Source organism: Streptomyces sp. RKAG293 (assembly GCF_023701745.1).
In the GTDB taxonomy this organism is placed as follows: Bacteria; Actinomycetota; Actinomycetes; order Streptomycetales; family Streptomycetaceae; genus Actinacidiphila.
Genome location: NZ_JAJOZB010000001.1, coordinates 7,586,217 through 7,609,773, shown reverse-complemented (window position 1 = coordinate 7,609,773; position 23,557 = coordinate 7,586,217). Strand labels below are relative to the sequence as shown.

Below are 23,557 nucleotides of genomic sequence, written 5' to 3'. Positions count from 1 at the left end.
AACGCCGGGACGGTTCTGCCGTCCGGGATGGTTCTATCGTCCGGACATCCAGGAGCCCGGTGGGAAACGTGTCGCGTCGGCACGTGCCCAGCGGGCTGCGGCGACGTGGGCGTGTGGGGTGGCTGGGGCGGTGGGGGCACGGACCGACAGGGCGGCCAGGACTGCGGCGACCGCGGCGATCTCCTCGCTGGTGGGCTGCCCCTTGATGACCCTCAGCAGGGCAGGGCCCAGCGGACCGTCGAAGGGGGGCGCCATGGCCGGCGTCACAGCGGGGGGTTTCCGTGTTTGCGGGTGGGCAAGGTGGCGTGTTTCCGGTTCAGCATGGCGAGTGAGCGGATGAGCACGGTGCGGGTTTCGGCGGGATCGATCACATCGTCGACCAGGCCGCGTTCCGCCGCGTGGTAAGGGTGCATCAGTTCGGCCTTGTATTCCTTGACCAGTCGCCCGCGCATCTCCGCCGGATCGTCGGCGGCGGCGATGCGGCGCCGGAACACGACATTCGCTGCGCCCTCCGCCCCCATGACCGCGATTTCGTTCGCGGGCCAGGCATAGGAGAGGTCGGAGCCGATGGAACGCGAACGGTACGCCCGTCGACCAGTCCCCAGCCGGTGACCACTCCATCGGTTTCACAGCCCACCGATCGCCGGCGGTGACCCCCCGCGCGCCGGTGCGGGCCAGGTTCCTATGTGCCGCTGGTCGTGGCGTGGGTGAAGAACACCTCCCTCACCGGCCCGAGCTCACTGGCCGCCGAGGACGCGCTCGGGGTGACGCTCCACGAGACCGACGCCCTCCTGTGCGATCTGCGGCGACCGGGCAACCTTTTGCGGCGGCGGGGGACTCTAAGGGGGTCATGAGCATCTTCAACGTGAGAGCGCGTGGCACGGCACCCCCCGAAGCCGCTGCGGACCCGGTCGAGGGGGTCGAGGGGATACCGGAGTTCGAGATGCTGGCGGCGCGGCGATGGCCATCGCTCGTCCGGGCCGGCTATCTGCTGACCGGCGATGTCAACGCGGGGCAGGATCTGGCACAGACCGCTCTGGCGTCCTGCTACGCCCATTGGGGCAAGGTGTCGCGGGCGCGGGACGTGGACGCCTATCTGCATCGTGTGCTGGTCAATGCGCATCGCACCCGGATGCGTCGGCGTCGGGTGCGGGAAGTGGCGTGGGACCGCCGTGCCGAGGCGAGTGCGGCCGCCTCGGTGGACTTCGCACCCGCCGCCGCGTGGCGGGTGACGGTCAACCAGGCGCTGGCGGCGCTTCCGCCGCGGCAGCGCGCGGTTCTGGTGCTGCGTTTCTGGTCGGACTTGACCGAAGCGCAGGTCGCCGCGGCGATGGGCTGCTCGGTGGGCACCGTGAAGAGCCAGACCTCCAAGGCACTGGCCAAGCTCCGGCTCGATCCCGCACTGCGGCCCGACCTTTCGGAAGGACAGTCATGAACGACGGTACGAGTCTGGACGAGTCCGGTCTGAAGGCGGTGTTCGAGCGGCTGTCGCAGGAGAGTGACGTGGGCCGGGTACCGTTGGGCGCCATCGTGACGTCCGGCCGGCGGCAACGTCGGACGCGGCGGGCACTGCTGGGGCTCACCGCGGTGGCTGTCGCGACGGTGCTCGGCGGAGGCAGCTGGCTGGCGGCGCAGACGAACTCCGCGGGCACCACGGCCACACCGATGTCCCCACCGGCCGCGACCTCGAAGGATCCGGCGGCCCCCCGACCGGGCGTCACGACGACGAAGCCCCCGCGCACGCCGAACGATCCGCCCTTCCCGATCTTCCGCACCTTCCCCGAGCATTCCGGCAAGATCGCGGGCGTCCCCTGGAAGCTGGGGCTGGTGCACGCCGGCGGTGGCACCTCCTGCACCGCGGTCGTGGCAGCGACCGGCTCGGATTCCGGCACAGCCGGCATGTTCGGCTGTGACCAGCAGCCGGTCGGTTCGGGCGGCGGCGTCAGCACCACCGACTACACGATCGACGCGCCGTCAGGGCACGGCTCCGTGGGATGGGTGATCATCGGGCAGGTCGGTACGAATGTGAAGTCGGTGGACTGTGTCTGGAAGGGCGTGTCCTACAGCTCCCCGACCTTCCAGCTCCCGGGCCTGACCCAGACCTACTTCGCCCTGGGGCTGCCGGGCTCCCCCGGCACCGACCACTCCTCCCAGATCAAACTGCGTGACGCCCAGGGCAAGGAAATCGGCACAGCTCCCTTCTGACACGGCCGACCGGGTCTGTGGACACCCGCCCCGCCCTCCCGCGGCCGAGCTGCGGCGTGGACGGCGGGTGTCCGCAGTTTTCCGGGGATCCTTGCGGGACAGCGGACAGCCCCGGAACGGCGGGCGTCAGCCCAGGCGCTGCTTCACCGCCGCCACGTCGGGCCCGGCGTCGGCCGCCGGGATCTTCCAGCGGTACGAGGCCTTGGTGGAGTCGGTGTAGACGAGTGTGCCGCCCTTGGCCTGTTCCGGAGTGAGATCGAAGATCTCGGCACGGTTCTGGCGAGCCCCCGGCTCGATCCGGCCGAGGCTGTCGTACCCCGCGATGCTGACCTTGAAGGCGTTGCCCTTGCCCTCGGACACGGTCTGCCCGTTCGAGCCGATCCACTGCCAGCCGACCGTGCCGTCCGTGGTCTCCTCGTCGGCCGCGTTCGCGGAGAGCGACGCGTCCAGGGTCGTGATGACGACGAAGGTGCCGTACCGCGAGGTCTGCCCGTCACCTGCCCTGGCATGGACGACATTCGTCGGCGTGATCTCCACGATGCCGACGAACTTGGCCCCCACCGTCCGTGCCGACGTTCCGAGCGCCTGCGCGGCGCTGCCGTTGCCGGTGGGGGTACTGGGACTGACGGTGGCCGACGGCAACGGAGTGGTCGGCTGCCCGGCGGACGGCGTGGCCGTCGGCGTCGGCGTCGGCTTCGGGTCCGCATCGCCGCCGGTCGTGGCGTTGCACGCCGTCAGTGCGAGGCAGGCGGTGGCCGCCGTCGCGAGCAGGATCTTACGCATGGTCCCCCCAGGTGTTGATGCCTGGCGAGAACGTACCGCGACCGCGGCACCGCACAGCGTGATGTCACGAAGCCGGGTCCAACGGCGGACCGTTGTGACGAACCCCCGACATCCGCACCGGGCCGGGGGCACCCTGAGGCGGCAGCGCCGCCACGATCGGATGGTCCCGCCCGATCGGACCGAGCTTCGCGCTGCCGCCGGGGGTGCCGAGGTCGGAGAAGAACTCGGCGTTCACGGTGGCGAAGTGCTGCCATTCCCGCGGGATGTCGTCCTCGGAGAAGATCGCCTCGACGGGGCACACCGGCTCGCAGGCGCCGCAGTCGATGCACTCGTCCGGCTGGATGTAGAGCATGCGATCCCCCTCGTAGATGCAGTCGAGAGGGCACTCATCGATGCATGCTCTGTCCTTGACATCCGTACAGGGCAAAGCGATCACAAACGTCATCGAACTGCCATCCTCTGGTCGTTCCTGCTTGCCGTTCTGACGCAGCCGACCGTATGACCTCAAGTAATCTTGAGGTCAAGAGGAGGCTGTGCATGCAGAGTCACCGTTCCAGCGAGGCCCGGCCCAGCCCGGACGACTGGCTGAGCATCGGCGAAGTGAGCGCCAGGACCGGGGCCGCTGTCTCCGCCCTGCGGTTCTACGAAGAACTCGGCCTGATCGCGTCCGAACGCGACGGTCGCAACCAGCGCCGCTACCCGCGCCACATGCTTCGCCGTGTCGCCCTGATCTCGGTCGCAAAACGGATCGGCATCCCGTTGCAGGACCTCCTGGAGGCATTCGCCGACGTGCCGCTCGACCGTCCGCCGAGCCACCAGGAGTGGCAACGCGCCTCGCGTGGCTGGAAACGCCGGTTGGAGGAGCGCCGGCAGACCATCGAGCGACTCGAGGCCGAGCTCACCGGGTGCATCGGCTGCGGATGTCTCTCGATGAAGGCATGCGCCCTGCTGAACCCCGGTGACACGCTCGCCGACGATGGCGTCGGGCCCCGACGGCTGTAAGAAGTGGACCATCCAGCCGGCGAGTTCAGCACGGTCGCCGCACCGGCCGGAGTAGCGGTGTTCAGGCGTCCGGTACTCGTACCCACGGCGTCGCCGTCGCGGCAGGCGGTGGTCTTTTCGGACGGATGCCGACCCGGCGGGCATCCGCACGTCCTGGCGGCCGGTGCGGCGCCTGCCGCCGCGCCCCCATGGGGCGGGACACAACGGCAGGCCGGGGCTCAGTCGGCGAGGGCAACAGCGTTCTCCGCGATGGACTCGGTGCGGGGCGCTGCGATCCGCAGGTAGTCGCGCACGTCCAGCGCCACGGACAGGTTCAGATCGGCTGCGTTGAAGAAGATCTCTTCGTGTTCCAGCAGGGCCGGGTCGACGACGAGTTCCAGCGCCGGATCGAAGGTGAAGGGCACGATGGCGCCGCTGACACAACCGGAGAGGCGCTCAGCGGTGGCGCGGTCGGCGAAGGACGCCTGCCGCGCCGCCCACAGCTGCTGGATCCTGTCCAGGTCGACCCGGCGGTCACCGGGTACCACGGCCAGGACGTAGTGAGAACTCTTCTTGGTCACCTTCACTCGCACGACGATGCACTTCGCCGCCTGCCCTATCGGGTGCCCGCGCAGGGCGCTCACCACGTCCGTTCTGCCTTCCGGCGCGTGCTCGATCTGCCGGAAGCGGGCGCGGTGGCGGGTGAGGAGGTCGAGGAGATGAGCACGCGCCGTGGGGTCGGCGGGCGCGGCTTGGATCAGTGTGTCGCTCATCCCCGAACCATGGCGGAATCCGATTGGTTGTCGGCAAAGCCGAAGGCGCGTGGGCGCAACGGTCCGGTCGGGCGGACGGCTGCGGGGTCGCTGCGGCCCCCCGGCAACGGCGAGCGTGCACGAGCTCTCCCCCGCTCGCCTGCGCGTCCTGCGGCTGTCAGCGCAAGGGGAACATCTGTAGCGGATGCCATTTCCGGTCCCCCCATGGCGACACGTGGACCAGACGGTGATGGGCGTCGAGGTAGTACCGGCCACGCATTCCCGCCTCGTACCCGGCCAGCCGTCGCACCGCCAGGACCGCTCCCGTCGCGCCGTCGAGCAGGTGCACACGGACGAGACCGTTCGGTCGGCTCACCACCACGACGTCACCGTCGACGGCGAAGACATTGACGACCAGTCCCTGCGACCGCCGGGTCCAGTGGGGCGCCCCGCCGTCCAAGGCGAACGCGGTCAGATCATCGCCGCAGGGCTCCGCCGGACGCACCACGGCAACCAGCAGTTCGCCCACCGAGGCCGCCCGCTCCCCCGCGTGCAGTCCATCCACCGGTCCGTACGCGGCGACACGCAGCTCGCCGTGCTCGGAGACCGGTATCCGCCCGGCCGTGCGCCCGTCCTCGGCGTCGAGGACCAGCACCTCCTCCAGCCCGCCGCTGCCCCGGCCTCGGCACAGGACGGCGAGCGGATCTTCCTGCAGGACGTGGACCGTGTCCACGGGTCCGTGCGTGGACGGAGCGGTCTCCCAACGGACGGTGCCTTCGGCGGCGTCGAGACACCGGACGGTGAGGTGGCCGTCGTCCAGCCCGATCTGGATGATGCCGTCCCGGCAGACGGAGAGCTGGACGTCGCCCGCTAACGCTGCGGTCGGGGGCCAGACGGGACGTCCGCTGTTCAGCGCGTAGGCCTGGAGCCCGTCCGTCAGAAGGACGGCGCGGTTCGGGGCGACTGCGACGGCTCCGCCGAGATGGTGCTCGAGCAGGCTCCGGCTCCAGGATCCGCCGCTGAGGTCGAAGGGAACGGACCACAGGGCGGTGCCGTCCTCGACGCCGACGGCGGTGACAGTGCAGTCGACGGGCTCGTCACCCGAGCTGCCGTCCGCGCTGCCGTCCGCGTGGACGGCCAGGCCCACCCCGCTCACAGCCGTCCTGCTCATGGCCAGCAGCGCCGTGCGGCCGGGAGCGATCCACGACCAGACGGCCTCCCCGGTGCCCACGTCGTAAGCGTGCAACCCGTCCGCCTGCCCGCGCACCACCAGACCGGCCGTGCACCAGCTCCCCACGGCGTTCTGGCTGCCCGACGCGCCGGAAACCCCCGGTACCCGCCAGGCGGGCCGCACCTGCCGCAGCCGTCTCTTCGCGATCCGTACCATCCCCAACCCCCCGGGTGATTGCCCTGGCCGGCGGACTCATGTGACCAGCCCCTCACCGAACGACGTACCGCCGGGTCCCGGCCGGACGGGCGGATCAGCGCAAACCGGCGAAGAGATCGTTCTCGGGTACGGCCGTGCCGGTGGCGCCCTTGACCCGTACGAAGGTCTCGATGCCCAGCAACTCGCCGAACCTCTCCTTGCCCATCTTGAGGAAGAAGATGTTCTCGCCCTGACTGGCGTGCGCGGCCAGCGCATCGAACTTCTGACCGCTGAACGCGGTGGTGTCCACCCATGTGGAGATCTCATCGTCGGGCAGACCGATCTCGGCCATCGCGGCGGCCTCAGCGGGATCCGGCTCCGGCATGTCCTCATCGAACTCGCGCACGAGCTCCCCGAAGCGCTGCATCATCGAGCGGGGCATCGTCGTCCAGTACACCTTCGGTGTCAGCCCGGTCATCTCCAGCGCCGCCATCGTGATGCGGTGGGCCTGGATGTGGTCGGGGTGGCCGTAGAAGCCGTTCTCGTCGTAGGTGACGACCACATCAGGTCGATAGTGCCGCATGAGTTCCGCGAGCCGGGCGGCGCCTTCCTCGACGGGGGTCTGCCAGAAGGATCCCGGGGCCTTGTTGCTCGGCCAGCCCATCATCCCGGAGTCGGCATAGTCCAGCATCTCCAGATCGCTGACCTTCAGGACGTCACAGCTCGCCTCGAGTTCTTGACGGCGCATCGCGACGACGGCCGCCGGATCGTGCCCGTCCTCACCCGGCTTGACACCCCCCGGTCCATCACCGCAACCGCCGTCGGTACAGGTCACAAGAACCGTGCGGATGCCTTCCGCCGCGTACTGCGCGAGGACGCCTCCGGTTCCGGTGGCCTCGTCGTCGGGGTGGGCGTGTACTGCCATCAGCGTCAAGGGCCGGTCGGTCATCAAACAGTCCTTCTGCAGAAAGAGAGTGCGCGGCAGGCCTACCGCGAACCGAGGGCCCGGATGCGGGTGGAGCGGCTGACCTTGCGGTCTCCGTGTTCCCCGCCCGTGCGGCACCGGTCCCTCGGTCATGCAACCGTGCTGACCGGCCCGGATGTTCCCGGCGCGGCCGCCTGGCTCCGATTAGCAGCATCCGGCGGACCGCGACGCGTGAGGAGTGCGCCGATACGGTTGCGCTGAAACCGCTGCCCGCACCGCGATGACTTCCTGGCCGCGTGCGGGTCTGCATCGCAGTCGCTCACATCCGCCGACTGGGGCGGGACCACCACCTCCGCCGGGGCCTGATCGGCGACCGGTCGGGCACCCTCGTCGGTCGCCGCCATGGGGCCCCGCCCGCTCGGCGTCGGCCCGCTCACCGGGCCGGCGGGCGTGGCGCTCGGTGCCGGAGGCCCGCGCCGGCGGTGCGGGCCTCCGGTGTGACGGTCAGGTGGTGCGGTAGGCGATGTGGAGGGTGTCGCCGGTGCCGCCGGCGAGGGCGGGCTCCGACATGGTGGACACGTCGGGGACGTACTGGGTGAAGCCGGTCCACGTGGTGCCGTTGAGGGAGTTGAGGTAGATCGCGGAGTTCAGGCCGCGGACCGCGCAGTACAGGACTCCGTTGCGGACGGTCAGCGCCGGGGCGCTGTCGGTGGTTCCGCCGAGGTTCGTCGCCGCGGACCAGCCGGTGCCGTCGTGGCTCAGGACCCATGTCTCGCCGCCGAAGCCGGCGCAGGCCAGGTAGAGCTTGTCACCCAAGGTGGTCAGGGCCGGGGCGTGGAAGGTCTGCAGGTTCGCGACCCGTGCGAAGCCGCCCCAGGTGGAGCCGGTGAGATAGGCGAGGTAGACGTAGGCGTCGCTGCCCCAGCCGCGGACCGCGCAGTGCAGCGTGCCGTTGCGACTGGCCAGTGCCGCGCCTGCCGAGCTGGCCCCGGTGAGCTTGGCGGGTGCGCCCCAGCTGGAGCCATTGAGGCGCGAGACGTAGATCTCGCCCTTTTCTCCGCCGCTGGACACGAACAAGGTGCCCGCGTTCACCGCCAGGACCGGCGGGGTCCAGCTCGTCAGGCCGGGCACGAACCCGTAACCCTGCCAGGCACCGCCGCTGACCCGGCCGATGTGGACGCCGCCGTTGAGTCCGCGCGACGCGACGTGCAGGTCGCCGTTGTGGACGGCGAGGGAGGGGCCCCAGTCGGTATGCCCGGGAAGCCGGATGGTGGTGCCCCACTGGTTGTTCGCGGGGGAGATCAGCTTGATGTCACCGGGGGCGTCGGCGGGGGGCGGGGTGCCGATCCACTTGAGCTGGAGGCGGTGGCGGCCCTCGGCGTCGCCGCCGTTGAAGACCCAGCCGGTCGAGCCGGCGCCGCCGGAGGTCACCAGCTGGCGCAGCGCGGACTGGGTGAAGACCAGGGTGCGTTCCTGGATGAGGTCGTCGTTGTTGCGGAACAGATCGATCAGCCAGGCGATGATGCGGGCGACGATCGCGGTGATCTGGGCGTAGTCGAGGAAGTCGCCGTACTGCGGTGCCAGGTAGCCGTAGATCTCCATGGTGTCGACGAACTTCTGGAGCTCCGCGCTGATGGCCCGCAGCTTGTCCCTCAGCTGGTTCCGCCAGGTTTCGCCGCCGTCGTCCTCCTCCCAGCAGGAGATGTTGCACACCAGCGTGGTGTCCACGCGGCCGTTGTAGAGCGTGGTGTTCGCCGCGAAGTCGTGCCACTCGCCCTTGTCGACGCTCCCGCGTACCGGGGTGAGCAGTTCCTGGCGGGCGCTGAACGCGCCGACGGAGCTGGTGGCCCAGTAGATCTCGTCGGACCCGGACCATTCGTTGGACTCGTCCTCGCACAGGAACGAGTACATGTCCACCCGGGCGACGAACGAGGCGTTGACGCCCGGATCCTGCTCCGGCGGCCTCGACGCGGTCACCAGCGTCGCCCCGTAGCCATAGGCGGCCTGGCCGGCGTTGAACTCCGCGGTGTCGAAGGAGTCGCCCTCCTGCGGGGAGGTGTTCAGGTCGATGACGCTGACGTTGGCCTGGCCCAGGATCTCCTCCCGCAGCGCGGGAAGGTCCTTGACCAGATCCTCCATCGAGTAGCCGTCAGCCACGGTACGGACGGTGAGCACCTGCGGCAGCACCGCGGCCGTGCTGCGCGCGGTGTTCTCCTCCCGGTACACCCGCCCGAAGTCGTGGACCTCCTCCTCCGACAGCAGCAGCCGCAGCGGTGCGACCATCCGCGCCTCCAGGTCCGTGAGCTCCAGCCCGGCCTCCAGCCGGGCCGCCGCGTGCAGCATCACCCCTAACAACAGGTTCGATCCCTGGGACGGCTGTGTGCGCTGGGCCGCGCGCGTGCCCACCGGACTGCCCTGCAACTGCCCCCGCAGTCGCTCCAACCGCTCTGCCTGCGTGGTTCCGAACTCGAACGACTCCACGAGCGTCTCCCCTGACTCGGCGATCACGGCCTGGACGGCGAGCGAGGCCGTGCCTGCGATCCTTCCGCAACGACCACGGGTAGCGACAGAGTGTTTACAGCCAGTGATCGGGGGCTGGTTGTCCGTCGACCGGCCGAACCGGTCGGGACCGGAGGCTCACCAGGGCCGGGCCCGCCCGTTCAGCCAGTACCGACCGCAAACAAACGGCTCAGCCGCGGCAACCCGAACGCCGTCTCCTCGCCTCCACGGACGTCCTCGCGCCCGTCGGCCGGATCCCGATCGCCCTGGTCATTCAGCCGCTGGGTCTCCACCGCGTCATCAAACGCGTCCTCACAACCCTCACGACCTTCGGCGCCGCCGGCTGCCCGCTCATAGGCCTCCAGCGCGACGTAGTCGAGCAACTCCCAGTCCGGCCAGTCATCGTTCCAGTCGGCGCGCGGGCGGGCGGCCAGACGCTGGACCTCGGGTGCGTCGGCGAGGGCGTCGGATCGACCAGTGCCCGTTCGAACGTTTCCCGCCCCAGGCCGACCATCCACAGACCGAAGTAACAGAAGCCGTCGTCGGAGCACCGGCCACCGAAGATGCGCGCGGCCGCAGCCCACAGATCCTCTGTGGAGGCGTCCTGGGTCACCTGGTCCAGACACACCTGGAAGCGCACGATCTCCTCAAGTGGCCTGCGCGCCAACGCGCCACGGAGCCAGGCGAGGCGCTCGTCGCGGTCCCGAGACCGCCGTCGGCACTCCGCTATGAGCGCCCAGAAAGCATCCATGTCCACGGAAGCACTCTGCCACCCGCCGCTGACACGGCAGGGATCCTCGCCCCGCGACAACCGCGCCAACCGCGCCAACCGCGCCAACCGCACCGAACGCGCCAACTACGGCCCATGGCCGAGGTCAGCGCGATGTCGCGCCGCCGGCCCGGTCGCAGGTCGGCCGGTACGGAAGGGACAAAAGGCAGGCCGCCCATTCATCGCGGTTCAGGCCGCGTCCGACCACGGTGCAGACGCGGGTCGTGGCCGCGCCGGGATCGAGGGCCCATCGCATGATCCTGCCGTCCCGGCCGCCGGAGACGAGGGCTCCGGCGGCGGTGAAGGCCAGGCCGCGGACTGTGCCGGTGTGGCCGGTGAGGGTCCCATCCCGCCGCTGGCCACGGCGTTCGACTCGTGACGGCCTGGCCCACGCCGCATTCCGATCGGTGAGGGCCGGGCCGTCGCGCCGCGGGAACGCGGACCGGACTCCGGGTCCCGCGGGGCTCCGGAACGCCGGGCGCGGCCGGCGAGGTCCTACCCCCAACGGTGTGAACTGCTCGCACCCTGCGCATCAAACGCGGGTGCTCCAGGTAATCCCTGATGTGTTGGTCCCGGCGCGATGAGCGGTCTCCGGTCCGCAGGAGCGCGGAGCCCTGCCGTTGACGAGGGAGAGGCATGCAGTTCCGCGACCGCACTCTTTTGCGCCTCCTCGATCCCGTCGAGCGCGCCGCCGTGCTGACCCCTCGGCTCGGCGACCGGCTGCTGGCCGCGGCGTTCGTCCCGTCGGACGCCACGGCCGGTCCGGTGAGCGCTGTCGTCGCCCGCCAGGTGACGCTGCTGCCCTCCGACTGGAACCCGCACCAGGTGGACGCGCAGGTGCACGACGTCCAGTCCAGCCGCCAGTGGCGGATGTCGGCCACGGTCCCCCTCGGACCCCCCTCCCCCGGGGCGGACGCCCGGCTGGACCTCACGCTCGTGGCCGGTCTGCAGGGCGTGTCGACCTCCGTCACCGGCGTGGAGGCGGAGCCTCTGGACGGGATCGCGGACGTCACCGCCGTCGACGCCGAGATCGTCCGCCAGGACGGGTCGCTGCCGCCCGAAGGGAGCGCGCGACAGGCCCGGCGGCTGACCGTGTTACGGGCCCTGCTCGGTGCACGGTTCGAGACCGCCGACGCGGCTCCCCTCGAAGCGCTGCTCGATCAGCGCGGGCTGACGACCTTCGAGAGTCTTCAGGCGTATCTGAGCCCGCCGAACGCCGCGCGGCGACTGCGGCTGGCGGTGGTCGAGGAGGCGGCGCCGCCCGTACCCGACGCGGCCTTCAAGCTGATCTGCCTCGTGTACGTCCACGCCCAGCCGTTCGATGATCTGGCGGGCCGACTCGCCGACGTGCAGCTCGCCAGGGCGCGGGGCGCCGACAACGCCGACACGCCGCGGCCGCCGGCCGGGATGACCGTGCGCGCCGCGCTGCCGGCGCTCCTGCTCTTCCCGGAGGCCGCGCTGGACGACTCCGGCCTGCCCCTGCCGGCCGGCCCGGCCCCGCCGACCGGCGCCGACGCCCTGCGGGAGGCCCGCCTCACCGAGCTCACCGCCCGGCTGCGCGAGGTCGGGGTCGTGCCCGTCCCGTTGTCCCCACTGCCAGGAGAGGCGCCATGACCGTCACCACCGTCACTGCGGAGTATCCCTACATCAAGGTCACCATCGATACGCGTGGCCTGCAGCCGCTGGCCAGACGCGCGGTGGGCAACATCGCCATCGTCGGCTCGAAGGGCGGCTTCGGATCGGCCGAGGCCAACGTCCCCGTGCAGATCGGCAGCGCGGCAGAGGCCCGCGACATGCTGGCCAAGACCGACGGGACCGGAGCGATCACCAACGGCGGCAAGGACGTGGGTCCGCTCTACCGCGCCGTCCTGGCGGCCCTGCTGCAGAACCCCGCGCCGACCCGGGTGTACGCCGTCCCCACCGCGGACACCCCCGTGGAGGGCGGCGCGGCGGACACCACCACACCGGACTACAGCGCCGCGCTCACCGCGGCCGAGGCACTGTCGGTGCAGTTCGTCTGCCTGGCGGGCGAGACCAGCGCAACGCAGCTGGCGAAGCTCAAGGACCACGTGGAGACGGTGAGCAAGGCGGGTGACGCGCGGATGGGCGTGGCCATGGTCGACCCGATGCTCACCACGAGCGCGGAACATACCTTCGCCTCAGCCGCCCAGACCGCTTACGGAACGCTCAAGAGCGACTCCGGCCGGATGATCCTGGTCGCCGCGCGAGTACGGAAGGGGGCGGACGGCGAACCGCCCGTGGACGTCGCCGCGGCGGCCACCGGCGCCATCGCCGGATACCCTCCGGAGTCCAGCGTGCTGATGAAGCAGGTCAGCGGCGTACGGATCCCGCTGGCCCAGCAGTTCGGCGGCTCGGAGATCAAGCAGCTGGCCGAGGCGTACATCATCCCGCTGATCGACCCCGAACTGATCCCCGGCGAGGGGCTCTACTTCGGTTCCGGGCGCACCTTCAACACCGGAGGTTCCGCGCCGCTGTACGTCGACACCGTCCGGGTCGTCGATCAGATCGACTTCATGCTGAAGGCCGGGCTGATCGGTTCGATCGGCGAGACCCGCATCGACCGCCTCGGCCTGCAGGGGCTCCGCTCGCGGATCGACGGCATCCTCGGTCCGCTGGTCACCTCCGGAGTCATCGCCGCGTACGGGATCGACATCCCGTTGCTGCCCATCCTGGAGACCGAGGAGGCGACCCGCTCGCCGGGACAGGCGTCGACGCTGACGGCAGCCCGTACCGAGCGCGTCGTCGAGGTGCTCCTGTCGGTCACCTACGCCGGCTCCATCCACTTCCTCGACATCCAACTCGCGCTCAAGGCCTGATCCGATCCCCGACGGAGGACGCCGTGCCCAACTGGACGAACACTCGCCTGGCCGTGGTTGTCGACGAGGACACCGCGCACCCGCTGACCCCCATCGACTCGTTCACCCCCACGTTCAACCTCAACACCGAGGTGGTGCACTCGATCGAGGCCACTCACATCGGCTACATCGCCAACCCGGCGAACTTCACCTTCACCCTGACGGTCAAGGCGATCGGCGGCTCGGCCGCCAAGCTGACCCGGCTCGCGATGGACGGCACCGACTTCTCGATCGGCCTGTACCAGGCAACCGGCGGCGCCGGTGAGTGGGACTTCCAGCATGTGCTGTTCCGGAAGTGCCGCATCACCACGGCCAATCCCTCCAACGCCGTGATCAACGGCGCGCCCGCGGCCACGTTCAGCGGTGTGGCACGCGCCGCCGAGGTCAACGACGGTGCCGTTCCCGTGTTGCAGCAGCCGAAGTTCACCACGTGACCCGGGCGGAGACGGCATGACCGGCATTCCCGAACACCCTGACGGCGCGTCGGCGGGCAGCGGCGGCACGGAGGACGGTGACACCGACCGCCCCATGGGCGGCTGGGTGCGCCGCAGCGGAATCGCCCTGGTGCGGCGGGACGAGATGGTGGTGCCGTTCGAGGGTTCCGAGGCGGAGATCGTGCTGGCGGAACAGGACAGCAGGCGCGACATCCACGTCCATCTGCCGGTGACCGTCGAGATCGCCGGCGGGCCCGACCCGCGCGAGATGCACGCCGCGGTCGACGAGGCGCTGCGGCGGGTCCGGCACGCGATGGACGCCCATTCGGCGTCGGGGTGAGCGGATGGCTCTGCATGTGCACCTCCCGATCCGGGTGCGGCTCACCGGCCGGATCACCCCGCGTGAACTCGCGCTGCTGGAACGGGCCGTCGGCGACGCGACGGAGACGGCGCTGCTGACCGCCCGCCGCGAGGTGCTCGACGCCCGCGGCACCGGACGGCGGCTCGTCCTGGACCGGCCGGCTGCGGACTTCGTCGGACCGCCCCTCGACCTGGGGCTGCGCGAGCGCGTCCGTGAGACCGTCGAGCGCGGTCTGACCGCGGGCATCGCGGCTGCCGGGCTGTCGCGGCCGGCAGCACCCGCCCGGGCCCGCACCGGGTCCGGCGCGACCGAGCCCTTCGATGCCGCGCGCGCCCGGACCGCGCACCCGGTCGCCGAGCCCGACGGCGAGACCCTGGGCCCCGGCACGGACGGGGAGGCGCAGGCCGGCACATACCTGCTGCCGTTCTACGACAAGGGCGGTGCCCCGGTGCCGGTCCCGCTCGCCGGCCCGCGCCCGGCCCCGGCGCGAAGCGTCCGGCGGCCCGCGACCGGGGGTGCGGTCACGCTGGCCGGCGCCCTGCACATCGCCTGGGACGCGCACCTCGACCGCGCCGGGCCGGTGTGGCCGCCGGGCGCCCACGGCTACCCGGGTTATGCCGGCCCCGTCGTCATCGACGGTGTGGAACGCCGCGTCCTCGTGTGGATCAACCAGGTCGACCGGTTGCAGCCGGACGGGACGGTGCTGCCGAAGGACTACGATTTCCGCTGGCGGGACTTCCGGCTCCTGCAGCTGGGCGGCGCCGATCAGCGCCGCCCGACCTTCCGGCTGGGCACCCCGGCCTTCGGCCTGGCGTCCGGTGAGTTGATCCGCACCGACCGTACGCCGACGACCGCCGTCATCGAGCAGACGATCGCGGAACTGCTGGACCTGGAGCGGGCTCCGTCGAACCACCCGCTGCGGGACGGCGAGAACCGGCGCCGCTACGCCGAGCAGCTGGCGACCGGACTGCCGTCCTCGTACGTCATCTGCTCCGTCGTCGGGGTGAGGCGGCAGTTCGCGCTGATGCCCGGCGACATCGATTCGCCGATCCGGTTCGTGACGGCACAGGCCGGGCAGTCCGGCGGCCCGCAGCCGGCGGGCGCGGGGGCGGGGCGGCCCGGGGCCGGATCGAAGCCCAGGCCGAAGACGAAGCCGAAGCCGAAGCCCAAGGTCAAGGTCAAGGTCAAGGCCAAGGCCCAGGGCAAGCCGAAGGCCGGGGCGAAGCCGGGCGGACCACCCGGCGATCCTGCGCACCACGGCGTGAAGGGCGCGGCGACCGAACCGGGCAAGGGTGACGACCAGCCACCCGGCGGTCCGCTCGGCCGCCCGCTGGAGGCGGACAGCAGTGGTGTGTGGCCGGTCACCACGCTCGCCGACGAGCCGCTGCGGTGCGGCTCCTACGACGGCGAACCCGCACTGCTCTCGCTGCGCCAGGGAGGCGAGGCGCTGGCCGCCGGCATGCTCAGGATCGCCCGGCTGCTCGACGTGCCCCAGTGCGCACACGCCGGCATGTTCGCGCTCAACTGCGCCCGGTTCATCTCCTCCAGCGCCCGCGACGTCGGCCTGGCCTCGGTGCACAGCACCGTCACCACCCAGGTCACGGTGCGCGCCGACCGGGGCGGCAACAACGGCCTCCTCGATGTGCGTCCCGGCCCGGCTCCCGAGCTGGAGTATCTGCACCAGCTCGCCGAACTCGTCGCCCTCATCGACGACTTGGCCCATGACGTGGTGGCGGCGTATCTGCACCACGACAACGCCGCACTGATCGCACCCGACGCCGGAAAGGCCGGGCAGCGCGCTGCGTCCTGGGCGCTGCACTTTCTGGAGGAGATGTCGGAAGCGCTGTCGACCGCTTGCATGCATCTGTACGCGGAGACCTGCCGGGTCCTGCTGCTCCAGCAGTTGCGGTCGTCGCGCGCGGCCATCACGCAGTACGCCGGTCCCCGGGCGAAGGAGACCCAGGAGCACTTCGAGCAGGTCCTGAACGTACTCGGCGGGAGCGCCGTCCAGTTGATCGTGCTGCGGCGGGCCGTCCGGCACGCCGAGAAGCTCGGGGTGACCGGGACATTGCGCGAGGTGCTGTCCCGCCAGGTGACCGTGCACGGTGCCGGCTACGCCGAGTACGACCATCAGGAGCCTGCTCCGATCGACTCGGTGAGCGCCCGCACGCTGGCCGAACTGGACGACGCCCGGATCGAGCGGATCGGTACCGAGTACTGGGCCTTCCATGCCGGCCGGCACTGGACGGTGCGCCAGATCGAGACGGGCATCGACGCACGGCGGGCGGTGCTCAACCAGATCGACCCGCTGTTCCTCCAGGTCGGCGACCTCGAAAAGCTGTTCCGCGAGAGCACCACCGACCCTGGTCGCGCCGGCGCCTATCTCATCGGGCTGCTCGCCGAGATGGCGAAGGCCAACGAGGAGATGCTCACACGGGCCTCCGAGCCGAAGGACGGCGCGTTCTTCGCCTTGGAGGTGTCGCAGTGGGTCGAGCGGAAGGGCGGCAGGGACGAACGCGGCCTGTGGTTCGAGCTGCACGGGATCCACGCCCTCGCCGACGACCAGTTGCGGCAGTACGCCGGTCATCTCGCGGTCTACTCGGACGGGGTCAACCGGGCGATCCTGCGCAAAGCCGGGGTCGACCAGCTCGAGCACCTCTTCGCCACGGCGGGGGTCGTGGTACTCGGCCTGCTGTGCGCCCCGCTGGGGGCGGCCGTCGCCGGTCTCGTCACCGGTGTCGTCGGCGCCTCCTTCGCCGTCGAGGAGCTCATCAGCGCCCAGGACCAGAAGCGGACCTACCGTTCGGTGCTCGATCCCGAGGCCCTGGTGCACTGGCAGGACGTCGAGATGGCGGAGCTGATGGCCTGGATCGGGATCGCGTTCTCGGTCTTCGACATCGGCCATGCGGCCGGCGGCGCCAAGGCGATCGCCGGCGGGGCGCTGAAGGAGCTGCGGCAGGCCGGACAGCAGGGGGTACGGGTCGCCGCGCAGTCCGCTCTGCGCAGCACCCGCAAGTCCATCCTCGAGAACCTGAGCGAGGAACTGCTCAGACACGCCGTGCAGCAGGCCGTCACGCAGGCCGCCGTGGTGCTGGCCATGGAGACCCTGGTGCCCCTTCTGATCAGACCGGTGGCCGAGTCGCTGATGCGCGAGTCCGCGCGGCTGCACGGCACCGGGGCGCAGCTCGAAGCGGCCCTCGCAGCGCTGGAGGCACCGTGAGAATCCAGAACACCCGGCCGCCGGCGGGGCGCTGGCTCGGCGAACTGCGCGTGTGGGGCCAGGACCGTCCGGACATGCGAAGGGTCACCCGCGCCCTGGGACTGATGTACGGGCCCGAGGAGGCCACGAGGATCTCGGCGGCACTGGTCGAACGGGCGTTGATGCGCGTGCTCGAGGTCCACGACCAGCGGTTGGTGGCGGGCTGCACGCTCCTCGAAGAGGCGGTGAACAGGCTCCTCGACGACCGGGAGGCACTGAGCAGCGGTGGCGCGCTCCGGTCCGCGGAACAGCGGCTGGCCGATCTGCGCACGCTGGAGCGGCAGTTGAGCGGGCTGAAGCGGTTCGAGGAGAACGTGCGGGAGATCATCGACAGTGACGGGCACTCCATGCAGACTTCGCTGCGCAACCAGATGGAGGCCGAACTGGGGCTGACCCGGTCGGCCGCTCCGGTGGCCGACCGCGGGACGGCGCCGGCGGGGCCGCCGCGGCTCCGGTCCGGAACGCGCCCCCAGGTCGCCGCCGCGGTCGAGGAGTTGTTCACCGCGCTCGACGAGGCCCGGCCGCTGCCCGTGGCGCCGCGGCACCCCGGGGCTCCGTGGCGGGAGGAGCCGCTCAGCGCCCACGAGCTCGCCGGGACCCAGTCGGAGCGGGTGAACCGGGCGGCCGAGCACCTGGTCGGCCTGTACGGAGGCAGGGAGGGCGACGGCATCGCCGACGCCGTACGCCTGCTCCTGGCCGGTGCCGACAACCCGGCGGAGCGCAACAGGATGGTCATCGCGGTCCTGGTCGCCCATGGCCGGCTGACACCCAACGCCAGGGTGCCGTCGACCGGCCCCCACGTCGATGCCGGCATCTTCCAGGAGACGGTGACCGGGGCGTCGTACGAGTGGACCGGGCACTTGCGGAAGCCGGTCCGCGGATTCACCACCATCGGTGTCGACGGCCTGGTGGCGGGCCGGGTGCGCGATGCCAAGCACACCAATGTGCCGGTGACGGAGGCGGGGAGCATCCGGGGCCGGGTGGCGGCTCCGAAGGTGGAACCGGACCCCGGTGACCTGCGGGCGGTACGGCCCGGGAAGGGCCGGGGTGCGGCGAAGCCCCGGAAGAATCCCCGGAAGGTGTCCGACGAGGTGCAGGGCGGGCTGCCGCTGCGCCACCGGCCCTGGGAGGAGCTCACCACGCCGGATCTGATCACCGCGATGCGCACGTCGGAACCCGTGACCCTGCGCGAGCAGATCATCGTCTTCGAGGAGCGGATCGGCATCGAACTCACCGTCGAGCTGACCCGCCAGCTGGAGTTCGCCCGGGAGAACGGTCTGCGTGGGGTGGAGTGGGTCGTCAACTCCCGGGACCTCGCCCGGGTGTACGAGCTGATCTGGATCACGCAGGTCCGGCCCGAGGTGCCGGGTGTGTCCGCGACCTTCCTCGTGGTGGGTGAGTGATGGCCGGGTCGGTACTGGACGAGTTCCAGCGGCTGCCCTCCGCCATCCTCACCGACGGGCTGCTGCCCGTCCCGCTGTTCGCGGTGTCCCGGCTGACGCTGTCCGAGCGGTACACACTGCCGCCGATCGGCACCCAGGCGTTCCGCGCCGCGGTCGGCAACGCCACCGAGAACGTCTCTCTCTCGGCGCTGCTCATCGGGCCCCAGCGGTTCGCCTGGAAGCAGGGCCTGGAGCTGTTGGCGAACTTCTCCAAGCGCGGCGGGGCGCTCGGTTCGTACTCCGGTGGCAGGCTGTCCGGCCTCATCCTCGTCACCCGCATGGTGGTGAAGATGAACATGCAGGTCACCGAGTTGTCCTTCACCGCATCCGCGCAGCGCATCGACACCGTGGAGGTCTCGCTCTCGCTCCAGCACGTGCCGCGCCCCGGCCCACTCGATCTGCTGGTCGACACGGCCGCCATGGCGGCCATGACCTGTACGGAGTTCCTGTGACCGCCGTGCTCCCCGCCGCTTACCAGCCGCTGCCGTTCGCCCCGGCCCGCGGGGTGCCGCAGCGGCTCCAGGTGCAGGTGGCGGGCCGGGCGCTCACCGTGATCCTCGTCGCGATGACGGCCGACCTCGTCGGTCTGCTGTACACCGCCCGCACCCAGGTCCTGGTGGACGGGGCCGCGGACAGCGCGCCGCGCGCCACGTCCGTGGGCGCCGATCCGCGGGCGGGCTTCACCGCCGGCCCACCCGGCGCGCTCGACACCGCCGCGGTGCGGCCGTACCTGATCGTGGCCGACTCCGGGCGGCTGATCGGTTCGGCCCCGGTCATCGTCGGCCGCCCGATGCCGTTCGGCAGCACGGAGAGTTCAGGGCTCCGGGTCGAGGTGCTGGTCGCCGAACTGAGGCTCGCCGCCGGTTCGCTGATCGGGCCTGCCGACGTCGGCGCCCGGATCGTGGCCGGCATCCGCGACAGCAGCGCCGGCGGTCTTCGCCATCTGCACCCGGCGCCGCCGAAAGGGAATCCCTATGACCTCCTTGTCTAGCGTGACCTCGGGCGCCGTGAGCGCCGCCTCGAACGGCGCACCCGTCGTCGGCTTCCTCGCCGGCTGGGCGCTGGAGTTCCGCAAGGACGACGGTCACGGGCTCCCCGACCCGGACGCCGACCCGGTGCTGGTGTCCCACGCCGACTGCGACGCGGAGATCAAGGTCGACGCCGACGACCAACTGCGCGCCGCGACCTTCGACATCACCCTGGACGGCCTGCTCGACAAGGTCTACGCCGCGATCGCCGCGGAGTCGCATGTGCATGTGGTGGTCCGGCTCGGCTGGCAGGACCTGGGCAAGGGCTTCGGAGCGGCCTTGGCGGGCGCCGTCGCGCCGTTCGGCATCGGCGGCCGGGACGACGACGGCCTGCACGAGGTACTGGCCGGGCGGCTGCTGTCGGTGGAGCGCAGCCACGGCGAGTTCCGCTACCGCACACGGCTGCAGGGCATCGACGCCGCCTTCTTCCGGATGCAGCGCCAGGCACCGCGCGACGCCGCCGTCCCGGCGGGCAGCACGGCCTTCGACTACGCCCGGCAGCTGTGCCAGGACACGGCGGTCGCGGTGACCGTGGTTCAGGAGGGCACCGCCACCGCGATCGACGGGAAGCTGGACACCAGCGCCGACCGCTCGGTCGTGACGGCGCTGCAGAAGGTCGCGCAGCTGGCGCACGGCGACGACCGCCGGTTCGTGGTCCCCATGTTCCTGCGCGCCGGGGTGCTGCACGTGGGGCGTTGGAAGGCACCGGTGCTCAAGGGGGGCAGCTGGGAGCTGAGCCCGGCCACCGGGCTGGTCGACGGCCGGCCGGTGGCCGAGACGGGTCCCGGTGCCGCGCTGCCCGAGGCTCCGTTCGCCGCTCCGAAGGTGCGGCGCTTCGACCTCACCCTGCTGGGCCGTCCCGACATCGCCGTCGGTGACAAGGTGAGCGCGGCGCTGCCCGATCCGGCGTCGGCCGGCGCCGCCGGCACGGTGAGCGGTTCGGCGATCGGCCCCGCGGGCGACCTGGCGGCAGGCGTCGCCGCGGTGTTCCGCGCCGGCATGGACACGGCGCTCACCGACTACGGGGTCGTCGGCGTCCGCCACCAGCTCGGACCCGCCGAGGGCTTCGTCACCCGGCTCACCGTGGCGCTCCCGGCCGAGGACGACCGGACCACCGCCGCGCCGGAGTCGGGCAGTACCGACGAGGCGACCCGGCTCGCGGCGGCCCTGGCCGAGCAGCACCGGCGGACCGCCCTGGAACGGCGCACCCACGAGGTCGGGCTGGTACGCCGTCAGGACGTCACCCCCGCCTCGGCGGACGGGCACGGGACCGCCGCCCAGACCCTGTGCGTCGACGAGGGCCTCGCCGACGCACCGTCACCGAACGTGCCCACCACCGCGGGCGCGGCGGCGGACCCGACCCGGCTGATCGGCAAGCCCTACCTCACCCCGTTCGCCTTCGGGGGGACGGGGCTCGTGGTGCCGCACTACCCCGGCATGCGGGTGGTCAGCCTGCACTACCGCGAGGAACAGCAGAACGCCGTCGTCGCGGGATGTCTGTGGGAGGACGGCCAGGCGCCGGAATCGCACGTCGGCGACTGGTGGCTGTGCCTGCCGGCGAATCTCGCCGGGGCGGGGGCTGGGGCTGGGGCCGCCGGGCCCCCGAGCGGACCCGCGAGCCACGACCTCATCAGCGGTGACGGCGGTCGGGTGATCGAGGTGCGCGGCCTGCGGATCAGCGTGGGCGCCGATCTGATGACGCCGGTCGGCACGCGTCCGCAGGATGCCGCGGACGACCGGGTCGTCATCGAGCACGCCAAGGCCGGCGCGCGGATCGGCATCGACGCGTCCGGCACCATCGAGATCGCCTCCGGCTCCGACGCCACCGCCGCGAGGATCACCATCGGTTCGGGCGGCGACATCGAGATCTCGACCCCCGGGAACCTCCTCCTGAAGGGCGACAAGATCACTCTCCAATCGAACACCACGGTGGAGGTGCCCTGATGCCGCAGAACCCCACCCCTGCTCCCGCCCCGGCCTCCGCTCCGCATGCCGTCCCGCCGGAGCGGACCGTCCTGGGCTACGGCCTCGCCCTCCAACCCACCGGTCCCGACAGCATCGGCCACGACCTGACGTTCGTGGACAACGGTGCCGGCCGTGATCTGGCCCTGGTGTCCGGCGCCGACAACCTGGCGCAGAATCTCGCGGTCGCCCTGCTGACCGCTCCCGGCTCCGACCCGTTCAACGTCGGCTTCGGCTTCGACGGACTGAGCGTTCTCACCCAGGACCTGACGCCGCCGATGGTGCAGGAGATGCTCCGCCTGTCCGTACTGCGCACGGTGACGGCCGACAGCCGCGTGGCCGACGTCGTGGATCTCACCCTGACCGAGACCGCCCCAGGCAGCCGCCGCTGGCAGGTGGACGCCAGCGTGCGGACGGTACTCGGCAGCGTCCTGGACACGACGATCGGAGAGGTGGTGGCTGATGACTGACCTGGACGGGACCGCCGGTCTCGAGGAGCTGGCCAGGACCAGCGGCTCGGGCAAGCCCTTCGGGATCACCGCGGAGGGCTTCGTGCCCAAACCGCTGGCCCGGCTGCTCGAAGAGAAGCAGGCCGCCGCCCGCGTCCTGTTCGGCACGGACGTCGACCTGACGGCCGGCAGCGCCCTGCGCAAGGTGCTGGAAATCATCGCCCTGGAAGAGGCGCGGGCCTGGGTGCACCTGGGGCTGGCCTACGACGACAGCCGGCTGAGTACCGCGGTCGGTGACGCCCTGTCCCGGCTGGGCGCCGAGATCGGCGTACCGAGACCGCACTTGCGCGCCACCGGCCGGGTCGCCTTCAGCGTCTCGGTGCCGCTGCCCGCCGGGACCACCGAGGTGTCGCTCCCGCGGGGCACCCGGCTGCTCAGTCCCGGCGGCCACGACTACTTCACGAGCGAGGACGTGACGCTGACCGGCACCGCCAAGCAGGCCGATGTCGCGGTCACGGCCTTCGAGCCGGGTCCCGGTCTCAACATCGATCCGCAGGTACCGGACGCGACCGGCGACACCTTCCCCGGCAAGCTCGACCGCTTCAACCCCCTCGATCCGGCAGCCGCCCTGGCGGCCGAGCTCGCCGCGGCGGCAGGACACGACGTCCTGGGGATCGACCACCGCTTCCCGACCACCGGCGGTGAGCTCTTCTGGAGCGACGCCCGTTACCGCGACCTGCTGCTCGCCTACCCGCGCAGCCTGTGGACGCCCGATGCCGTGCGGATCGCGGTGTCCCTCGTGCCCGGTGTGCGGCAGGTCCTGATCAAGGACCCGTACGGCGGTCTGGACATCAACCAGGCGGTGTTCGGCAGCTTCTCCTTCCTGGAGCGGCTGTTCTCGCAGGAGCGCAGCCTGGGCGACCCGTACTTCTTCACCGTGCTCGTCGCCCCCGAGGAGGGCGCGTTCTGGGAAGGGCCCGGCCAGCTCCGGGAGCAGGTGGCGGCAGCGGTCGAGCAGGTGCGTCCGATCGGCATCTCGCCCCACATCGAGAAGGTCGGACAGGTGGGGATCGGCTTCCGCTGCCGGATCAGTGTGGACGGCCTGCCGGTCCCGGTCGGCGACCCGGCCGCGATGAACGCCGCACCGGAGGCCGTGGCCCTCAAGGCGCGCATTCTGGACCGGGTGCGCAGGCGCCTGCAGACCCTCGCGGTCGGCGAACCCGTCAGGTACAGCGAGGTGCTGTGGGCGGTCATGGAGGAGCAGGGCGTCACCGACGCCCGTGCGCTGCGGCTGCGCCGGTACCCGCCGCCGCTGCCGGCCGTGTCGCTGACCGGTCCTGGGGACGGCACGGAGTCCGGTCCCCACGAGTACGGCGCCGAGGAGGACGCGGCGGTGGGACCCGCCGAGATCGCCCTGCTCGTCGACTCGCTGGCCGACATCGAGATCACCATCGGATGAGGACACG

23 protein-coding genes and 1 pseudogene are annotated in these 23,557 nt (G+C 71.3%); 14 read left to right on the top strand and 10 right to left on the bottom strand.

Annotated features, from left to right (window positions below):
* Positions 1-33 precede the first annotated feature (33 nt).
* Together LNW72_RS33790 and LNW72_RS33785 are read right to left on the bottom strand one after the other, a co-directional pair.
* Positions 34-255: an acyl-CoA carboxylase epsilon subunit gene (locus tag LNW72_RS33790; RefSeq protein WP_250978842.1), complete on the bottom strand. Its 222-nt coding sequence runs from the start codon at positions 253-255 to the stop codon at positions 34-36.
* A gap of 8 nt (positions 256-263) precedes the next feature.
* The gene (locus tag LNW72_RS33785; protein WP_374117435.1) at positions 264-605 is read right to left on the bottom strand and encodes a carboxyl transferase domain-containing protein; all 342 of its coding nucleotides are present in this window, start codon (positions 603-605) and stop codon (positions 264-266) included.
* Between the two features lie 245 nt (positions 606-850).
* On the opposite strand from LNW72_RS33785, the gene LNW72_RS33780 reads away from it, so the two are divergent.
* The gene (locus LNW72_RS33780; protein ID WP_250978841.1) at positions 851-1,435 is read left to right on the top strand and encodes a SigE family RNA polymerase sigma factor; all 585 of its coding nucleotides are present in this window, start codon (positions 851-853) and stop codon (positions 1,433-1,435) included.
* The gene (locus LNW72_RS33775) at positions 1,432-2,205 is read left to right on the top strand and encodes a hypothetical protein (protein ID WP_250978840.1); all 774 of its coding nucleotides are present in this window, start codon (positions 1,432-1,434) and stop codon (positions 2,203-2,205) included. Before LNW72_RS33780 ends, LNW72_RS33775 begins: the two co-directional genes overlap by 4 nt.
* Positions 2,206-2,331: 126 nt before the next feature.
* On the opposite strand, the gene LNW72_RS33770 is transcribed toward LNW72_RS33775, so the two are convergent.
* Together LNW72_RS33770 and fdxA are read right to left on the bottom strand one after the other, a co-directional pair.
* Positions 2,332-2,988, bottom strand: a complete 657-nt coding sequence (locus LNW72_RS33770) for a hypothetical protein (RefSeq protein WP_250980498.1) — start codon at positions 2,986-2,988, stop codon at positions 2,332-2,334.
* Between the two features lie 64 nt (positions 2,989-3,052).
* A complete protein-coding gene (gene fdxA / locus LNW72_RS33765) occupies positions 3,053-3,433 on the bottom strand; it encodes a ferredoxin (protein WP_250978839.1) in 381 nt (126 codons plus the stop codon).
* Between the two features lie 92 nt (positions 3,434-3,525).
* On the opposite strand from fdxA, the gene soxR reads away from it, so the two are divergent.
* Positions 3,526-3,990: a redox-sensitive transcriptional activator SoxR gene (gene soxR / locus LNW72_RS33760; RefSeq protein WP_250978838.1), complete on the top strand. Its 465-nt coding sequence runs from the start codon at positions 3,526-3,528 to the stop codon at positions 3,988-3,990.
* Between the two features lie 218 nt (positions 3,991-4,208).
* On the opposite strand, the gene LNW72_RS33755 is transcribed toward soxR, so the two are convergent.
* The 6 genes and pseudogenes from LNW72_RS33755 to LNW72_RS33730 all read right to left on the bottom strand — a co-directional run.
* On the bottom strand, positions 4,209-4,742 hold the full coding sequence (locus tag LNW72_RS33755; protein WP_250978837.1) for a YbaK/EbsC family protein: 534 nt from the start codon (positions 4,740-4,742) through the stop codon (positions 4,209-4,211).
* 157 nt (positions 4,743-4,899) lie between these two features.
* On the bottom strand, positions 4,900-6,108 hold the full coding sequence (locus LNW72_RS33750) for a PQQ-binding-like beta-propeller repeat protein (protein ID WP_250978836.1): 1,209 nt from the start codon (positions 6,106-6,108) through the stop codon (positions 4,900-4,902).
* A gap of 94 nt (positions 6,109-6,202) precedes the next feature.
* Entirely contained in the window at positions 6,203-7,036 is an 834-nt protein-coding gene (locus tag LNW72_RS33745; protein WP_250978835.1) for a PIG-L family deacetylase, read from the bottom strand.
* A 480-nt stretch (positions 7,037-7,516) separates the two neighbouring features.
* Positions 7,517-9,520: a hypothetical protein gene (locus LNW72_RS33740; protein WP_250978834.1), complete on the bottom strand. Its 2,004-nt coding sequence runs from the start codon at positions 9,518-9,520 to the stop codon at positions 7,517-7,519.
* 152 nt (positions 9,521-9,672) lie between these two features.
* Positions 9,673-9,894, bottom strand: coding sequence for a hypothetical protein (locus LNW72_RS33735; protein ID WP_250980497.1), 222 nt, complete (start codon positions 9,892-9,894; stop codon positions 9,673-9,675).
* A 140-nt stretch (positions 9,895-10,034) separates the two neighbouring features.
* Positions 10,035-10,262, bottom strand: a pseudogene (locus tag LNW72_RS33730) (DUF4240 domain-containing protein); the annotation flags it as partial.
* A gap of 654 nt (positions 10,263-10,916) precedes the next feature.
* Between LNW72_RS33730 and LNW72_RS33725 the strand changes: the two are divergent.
* The 11 genes from LNW72_RS33725 to LNW72_RS33675 are packed head-to-tail and all read left to right on the top strand — an operon-like array spanning position 10,917 to position 23,550.
* Positions 10,917-11,894 carry a hypothetical protein gene (locus LNW72_RS33725; RefSeq protein WP_250978833.1) on the top strand — a complete coding sequence of 326 codons (978 nt, stop codon included), beginning with the start codon at positions 10,917-10,919 and terminating at the stop codon, positions 11,892-11,894.
* Positions 11,891-13,117, top strand: a complete 1,227-nt coding sequence (locus LNW72_RS33720; RefSeq protein ID WP_250978832.1) for a hypothetical protein — start codon at positions 11,891-11,893, stop codon at positions 13,115-13,117. Before LNW72_RS33725 ends, LNW72_RS33720 begins: the two co-directional genes overlap by 4 nt.
* A gap of 23 nt (positions 13,118-13,140) precedes the next feature.
* Positions 13,141-13,590, top strand: coding sequence for a hypothetical protein (locus LNW72_RS33715; RefSeq protein WP_250978831.1), 450 nt, complete (start codon positions 13,141-13,143; stop codon positions 13,588-13,590).
* A 16-nt stretch (positions 13,591-13,606) separates the two neighbouring features.
* Positions 13,607-13,930 (top strand): hypothetical protein, encoded by a 324-nt coding sequence (locus LNW72_RS33710; protein WP_250978830.1) that lies wholly within the window; start codon positions 13,607-13,609, stop codon positions 13,928-13,930.
* A gap of 4 nt (positions 13,931-13,934) precedes the next feature.
* A complete protein-coding gene (locus LNW72_RS33705; RefSeq protein ID WP_250978829.1) occupies positions 13,935-17,171 on the top strand; it encodes a hypothetical protein in 3,237 nt (1,078 codons plus the stop codon).
* On the top strand, positions 17,168-18,613 hold the full coding sequence (locus tag LNW72_RS33700; RefSeq protein ID WP_250978828.1) for a hypothetical protein: 1,446 nt from the start codon (positions 17,168-17,170) through the stop codon (positions 18,611-18,613). Before LNW72_RS33705 ends, LNW72_RS33700 begins: the two co-directional genes overlap by 4 nt.
* Positions 18,613-19,104, top strand: coding sequence for a hypothetical protein (locus LNW72_RS33695; RefSeq protein WP_250978827.1), 492 nt, complete (start codon positions 18,613-18,615; stop codon positions 19,102-19,104). The genes LNW72_RS33700 and LNW72_RS33695 overlap by 1 nt, the downstream gene beginning before the upstream one ends.
* The gene (locus LNW72_RS33690) at positions 19,101-19,643 is read left to right on the top strand and encodes a hypothetical protein (protein WP_250978826.1); all 543 of its coding nucleotides are present in this window, start codon (positions 19,101-19,103) and stop codon (positions 19,641-19,643) included. The genes LNW72_RS33695 and LNW72_RS33690 overlap by 4 nt, the downstream gene beginning before the upstream one ends.
* The gene (locus tag LNW72_RS33685) at positions 19,627-21,624 is read left to right on the top strand and encodes a hypothetical protein (protein ID WP_250978825.1); all 1,998 of its coding nucleotides are present in this window, start codon (positions 19,627-19,629) and stop codon (positions 21,622-21,624) included. The genes LNW72_RS33690 and LNW72_RS33685 overlap by 17 nt, the downstream gene beginning before the upstream one ends.
* Positions 21,624-22,112: a hypothetical protein gene (locus LNW72_RS33680; protein ID WP_250978824.1), complete on the top strand. Its 489-nt coding sequence runs from the start codon at positions 21,624-21,626 to the stop codon at positions 22,110-22,112. Before LNW72_RS33685 ends, LNW72_RS33680 begins: the two co-directional genes overlap by 1 nt.
* Positions 22,105-23,550 carry a baseplate J/gp47 family protein gene (locus tag LNW72_RS33675; protein WP_250978823.1) on the top strand — a complete coding sequence of 482 codons (1,446 nt, stop codon included), beginning with the start codon at positions 22,105-22,107 and terminating at the stop codon, positions 23,548-23,550. The genes LNW72_RS33680 and LNW72_RS33675 overlap by 8 nt, the downstream gene beginning before the upstream one ends.
* Positions 23,551-23,557: the final 7 nt, after the last annotated feature.

Bases quoted from the DNA above. Each gene is read 5' to 3' on its own strand.
- LNW72_RS33685 (WP_250978825.1), top strand. From the start codon at position 19,627: ATGACCTCCTTGTCTAGCGTGACCTCGGGCGCCGTGAGCGCCGCCTCG.
- LNW72_RS33710 (WP_250978830.1), top strand. From the start codon at position 13,607: ATGACCGGCATTCCCGAACACCCTGACGGCGCGTCGGCGGGCAGCGGC.
- LNW72_RS33745 (WP_250978835.1), bottom strand. From the start codon at position 7,036: ATGACCGACCGGCCCTTGACGCTGATGGCAGTACACGCCCACCCCGAC.
- LNW72_RS33790 (WP_250978842.1), bottom strand. From the start codon at position 255: ATGGCGCCCCCCTTCGACGGTCCGCTGGGCCCTGCCCTGCTGAGGGTC.
- LNW72_RS33775 (WP_250978840.1), top strand. From the start codon at position 1,432: ATGAACGACGGTACGAGTCTGGACGAGTCCGGTCTGAAGGCGGTGTTC.
- LNW72_RS33695 (WP_250978827.1), top strand. From the start codon at position 18,613: ATGGCCGGGTCGGTACTGGACGAGTTCCAGCGGCTGCCCTCCGCCATC.
- LNW72_RS33750 (WP_250978836.1), bottom strand. From the start codon at position 6,108: ATGGTACGGATCGCGAAGAGACGGCTGCGGCAGGTGCGGCCCGCCTGG.
- fdxA (WP_250978839.1), bottom strand. From the start codon at position 3,433: ATGACGTTTGTGATCGCTTTGCCCTGTACGGATGTCAAGGACAGAGCA.
- LNW72_RS33720 (WP_250978832.1), top strand. From the start codon at position 11,891: ATGACCGTCACCACCGTCACTGCGGAGTATCCCTACATCAAGGTCACC.
- LNW72_RS33755 (WP_250978837.1), bottom strand. From the start codon at position 4,742: ATGAGCGACACACTGATCCAAGCCGCGCCCGCCGACCCCACGGCGCGT.
- soxR (WP_250978838.1), top strand. From the start codon at position 3,526: ATGCAGAGTCACCGTTCCAGCGAGGCCCGGCCCAGCCCGGACGACTGG.
- LNW72_RS33780 (WP_250978841.1), top strand. From the start codon at position 851: ATGAGCATCTTCAACGTGAGAGCGCGTGGCACGGCACCCCCCGAAGCC.
- LNW72_RS33725 (WP_250978833.1), top strand. From the start codon at position 10,917: ATGCAGTTCCGCGACCGCACTCTTTTGCGCCTCCTCGATCCCGTCGAG.
- LNW72_RS33675 (WP_250978823.1), top strand. From the start codon at position 22,105: ATGACTGACCTGGACGGGACCGCCGGTCTCGAGGAGCTGGCCAGGACC.
- LNW72_RS33705 (WP_250978829.1), top strand. From the start codon at position 13,935: ATGGCTCTGCATGTGCACCTCCCGATCCGGGTGCGGCTCACCGGCCGG.
- LNW72_RS33680 (WP_250978824.1), top strand. From the start codon at position 21,624: ATGCCGCAGAACCCCACCCCTGCTCCCGCCCCGGCCTCCGCTCCGCAT.
- LNW72_RS33770 (WP_250980498.1), bottom strand. From the start codon at position 2,988: ATGCGTAAGATCCTGCTCGCGACGGCGGCCACCGCCTGCCTCGCACTG.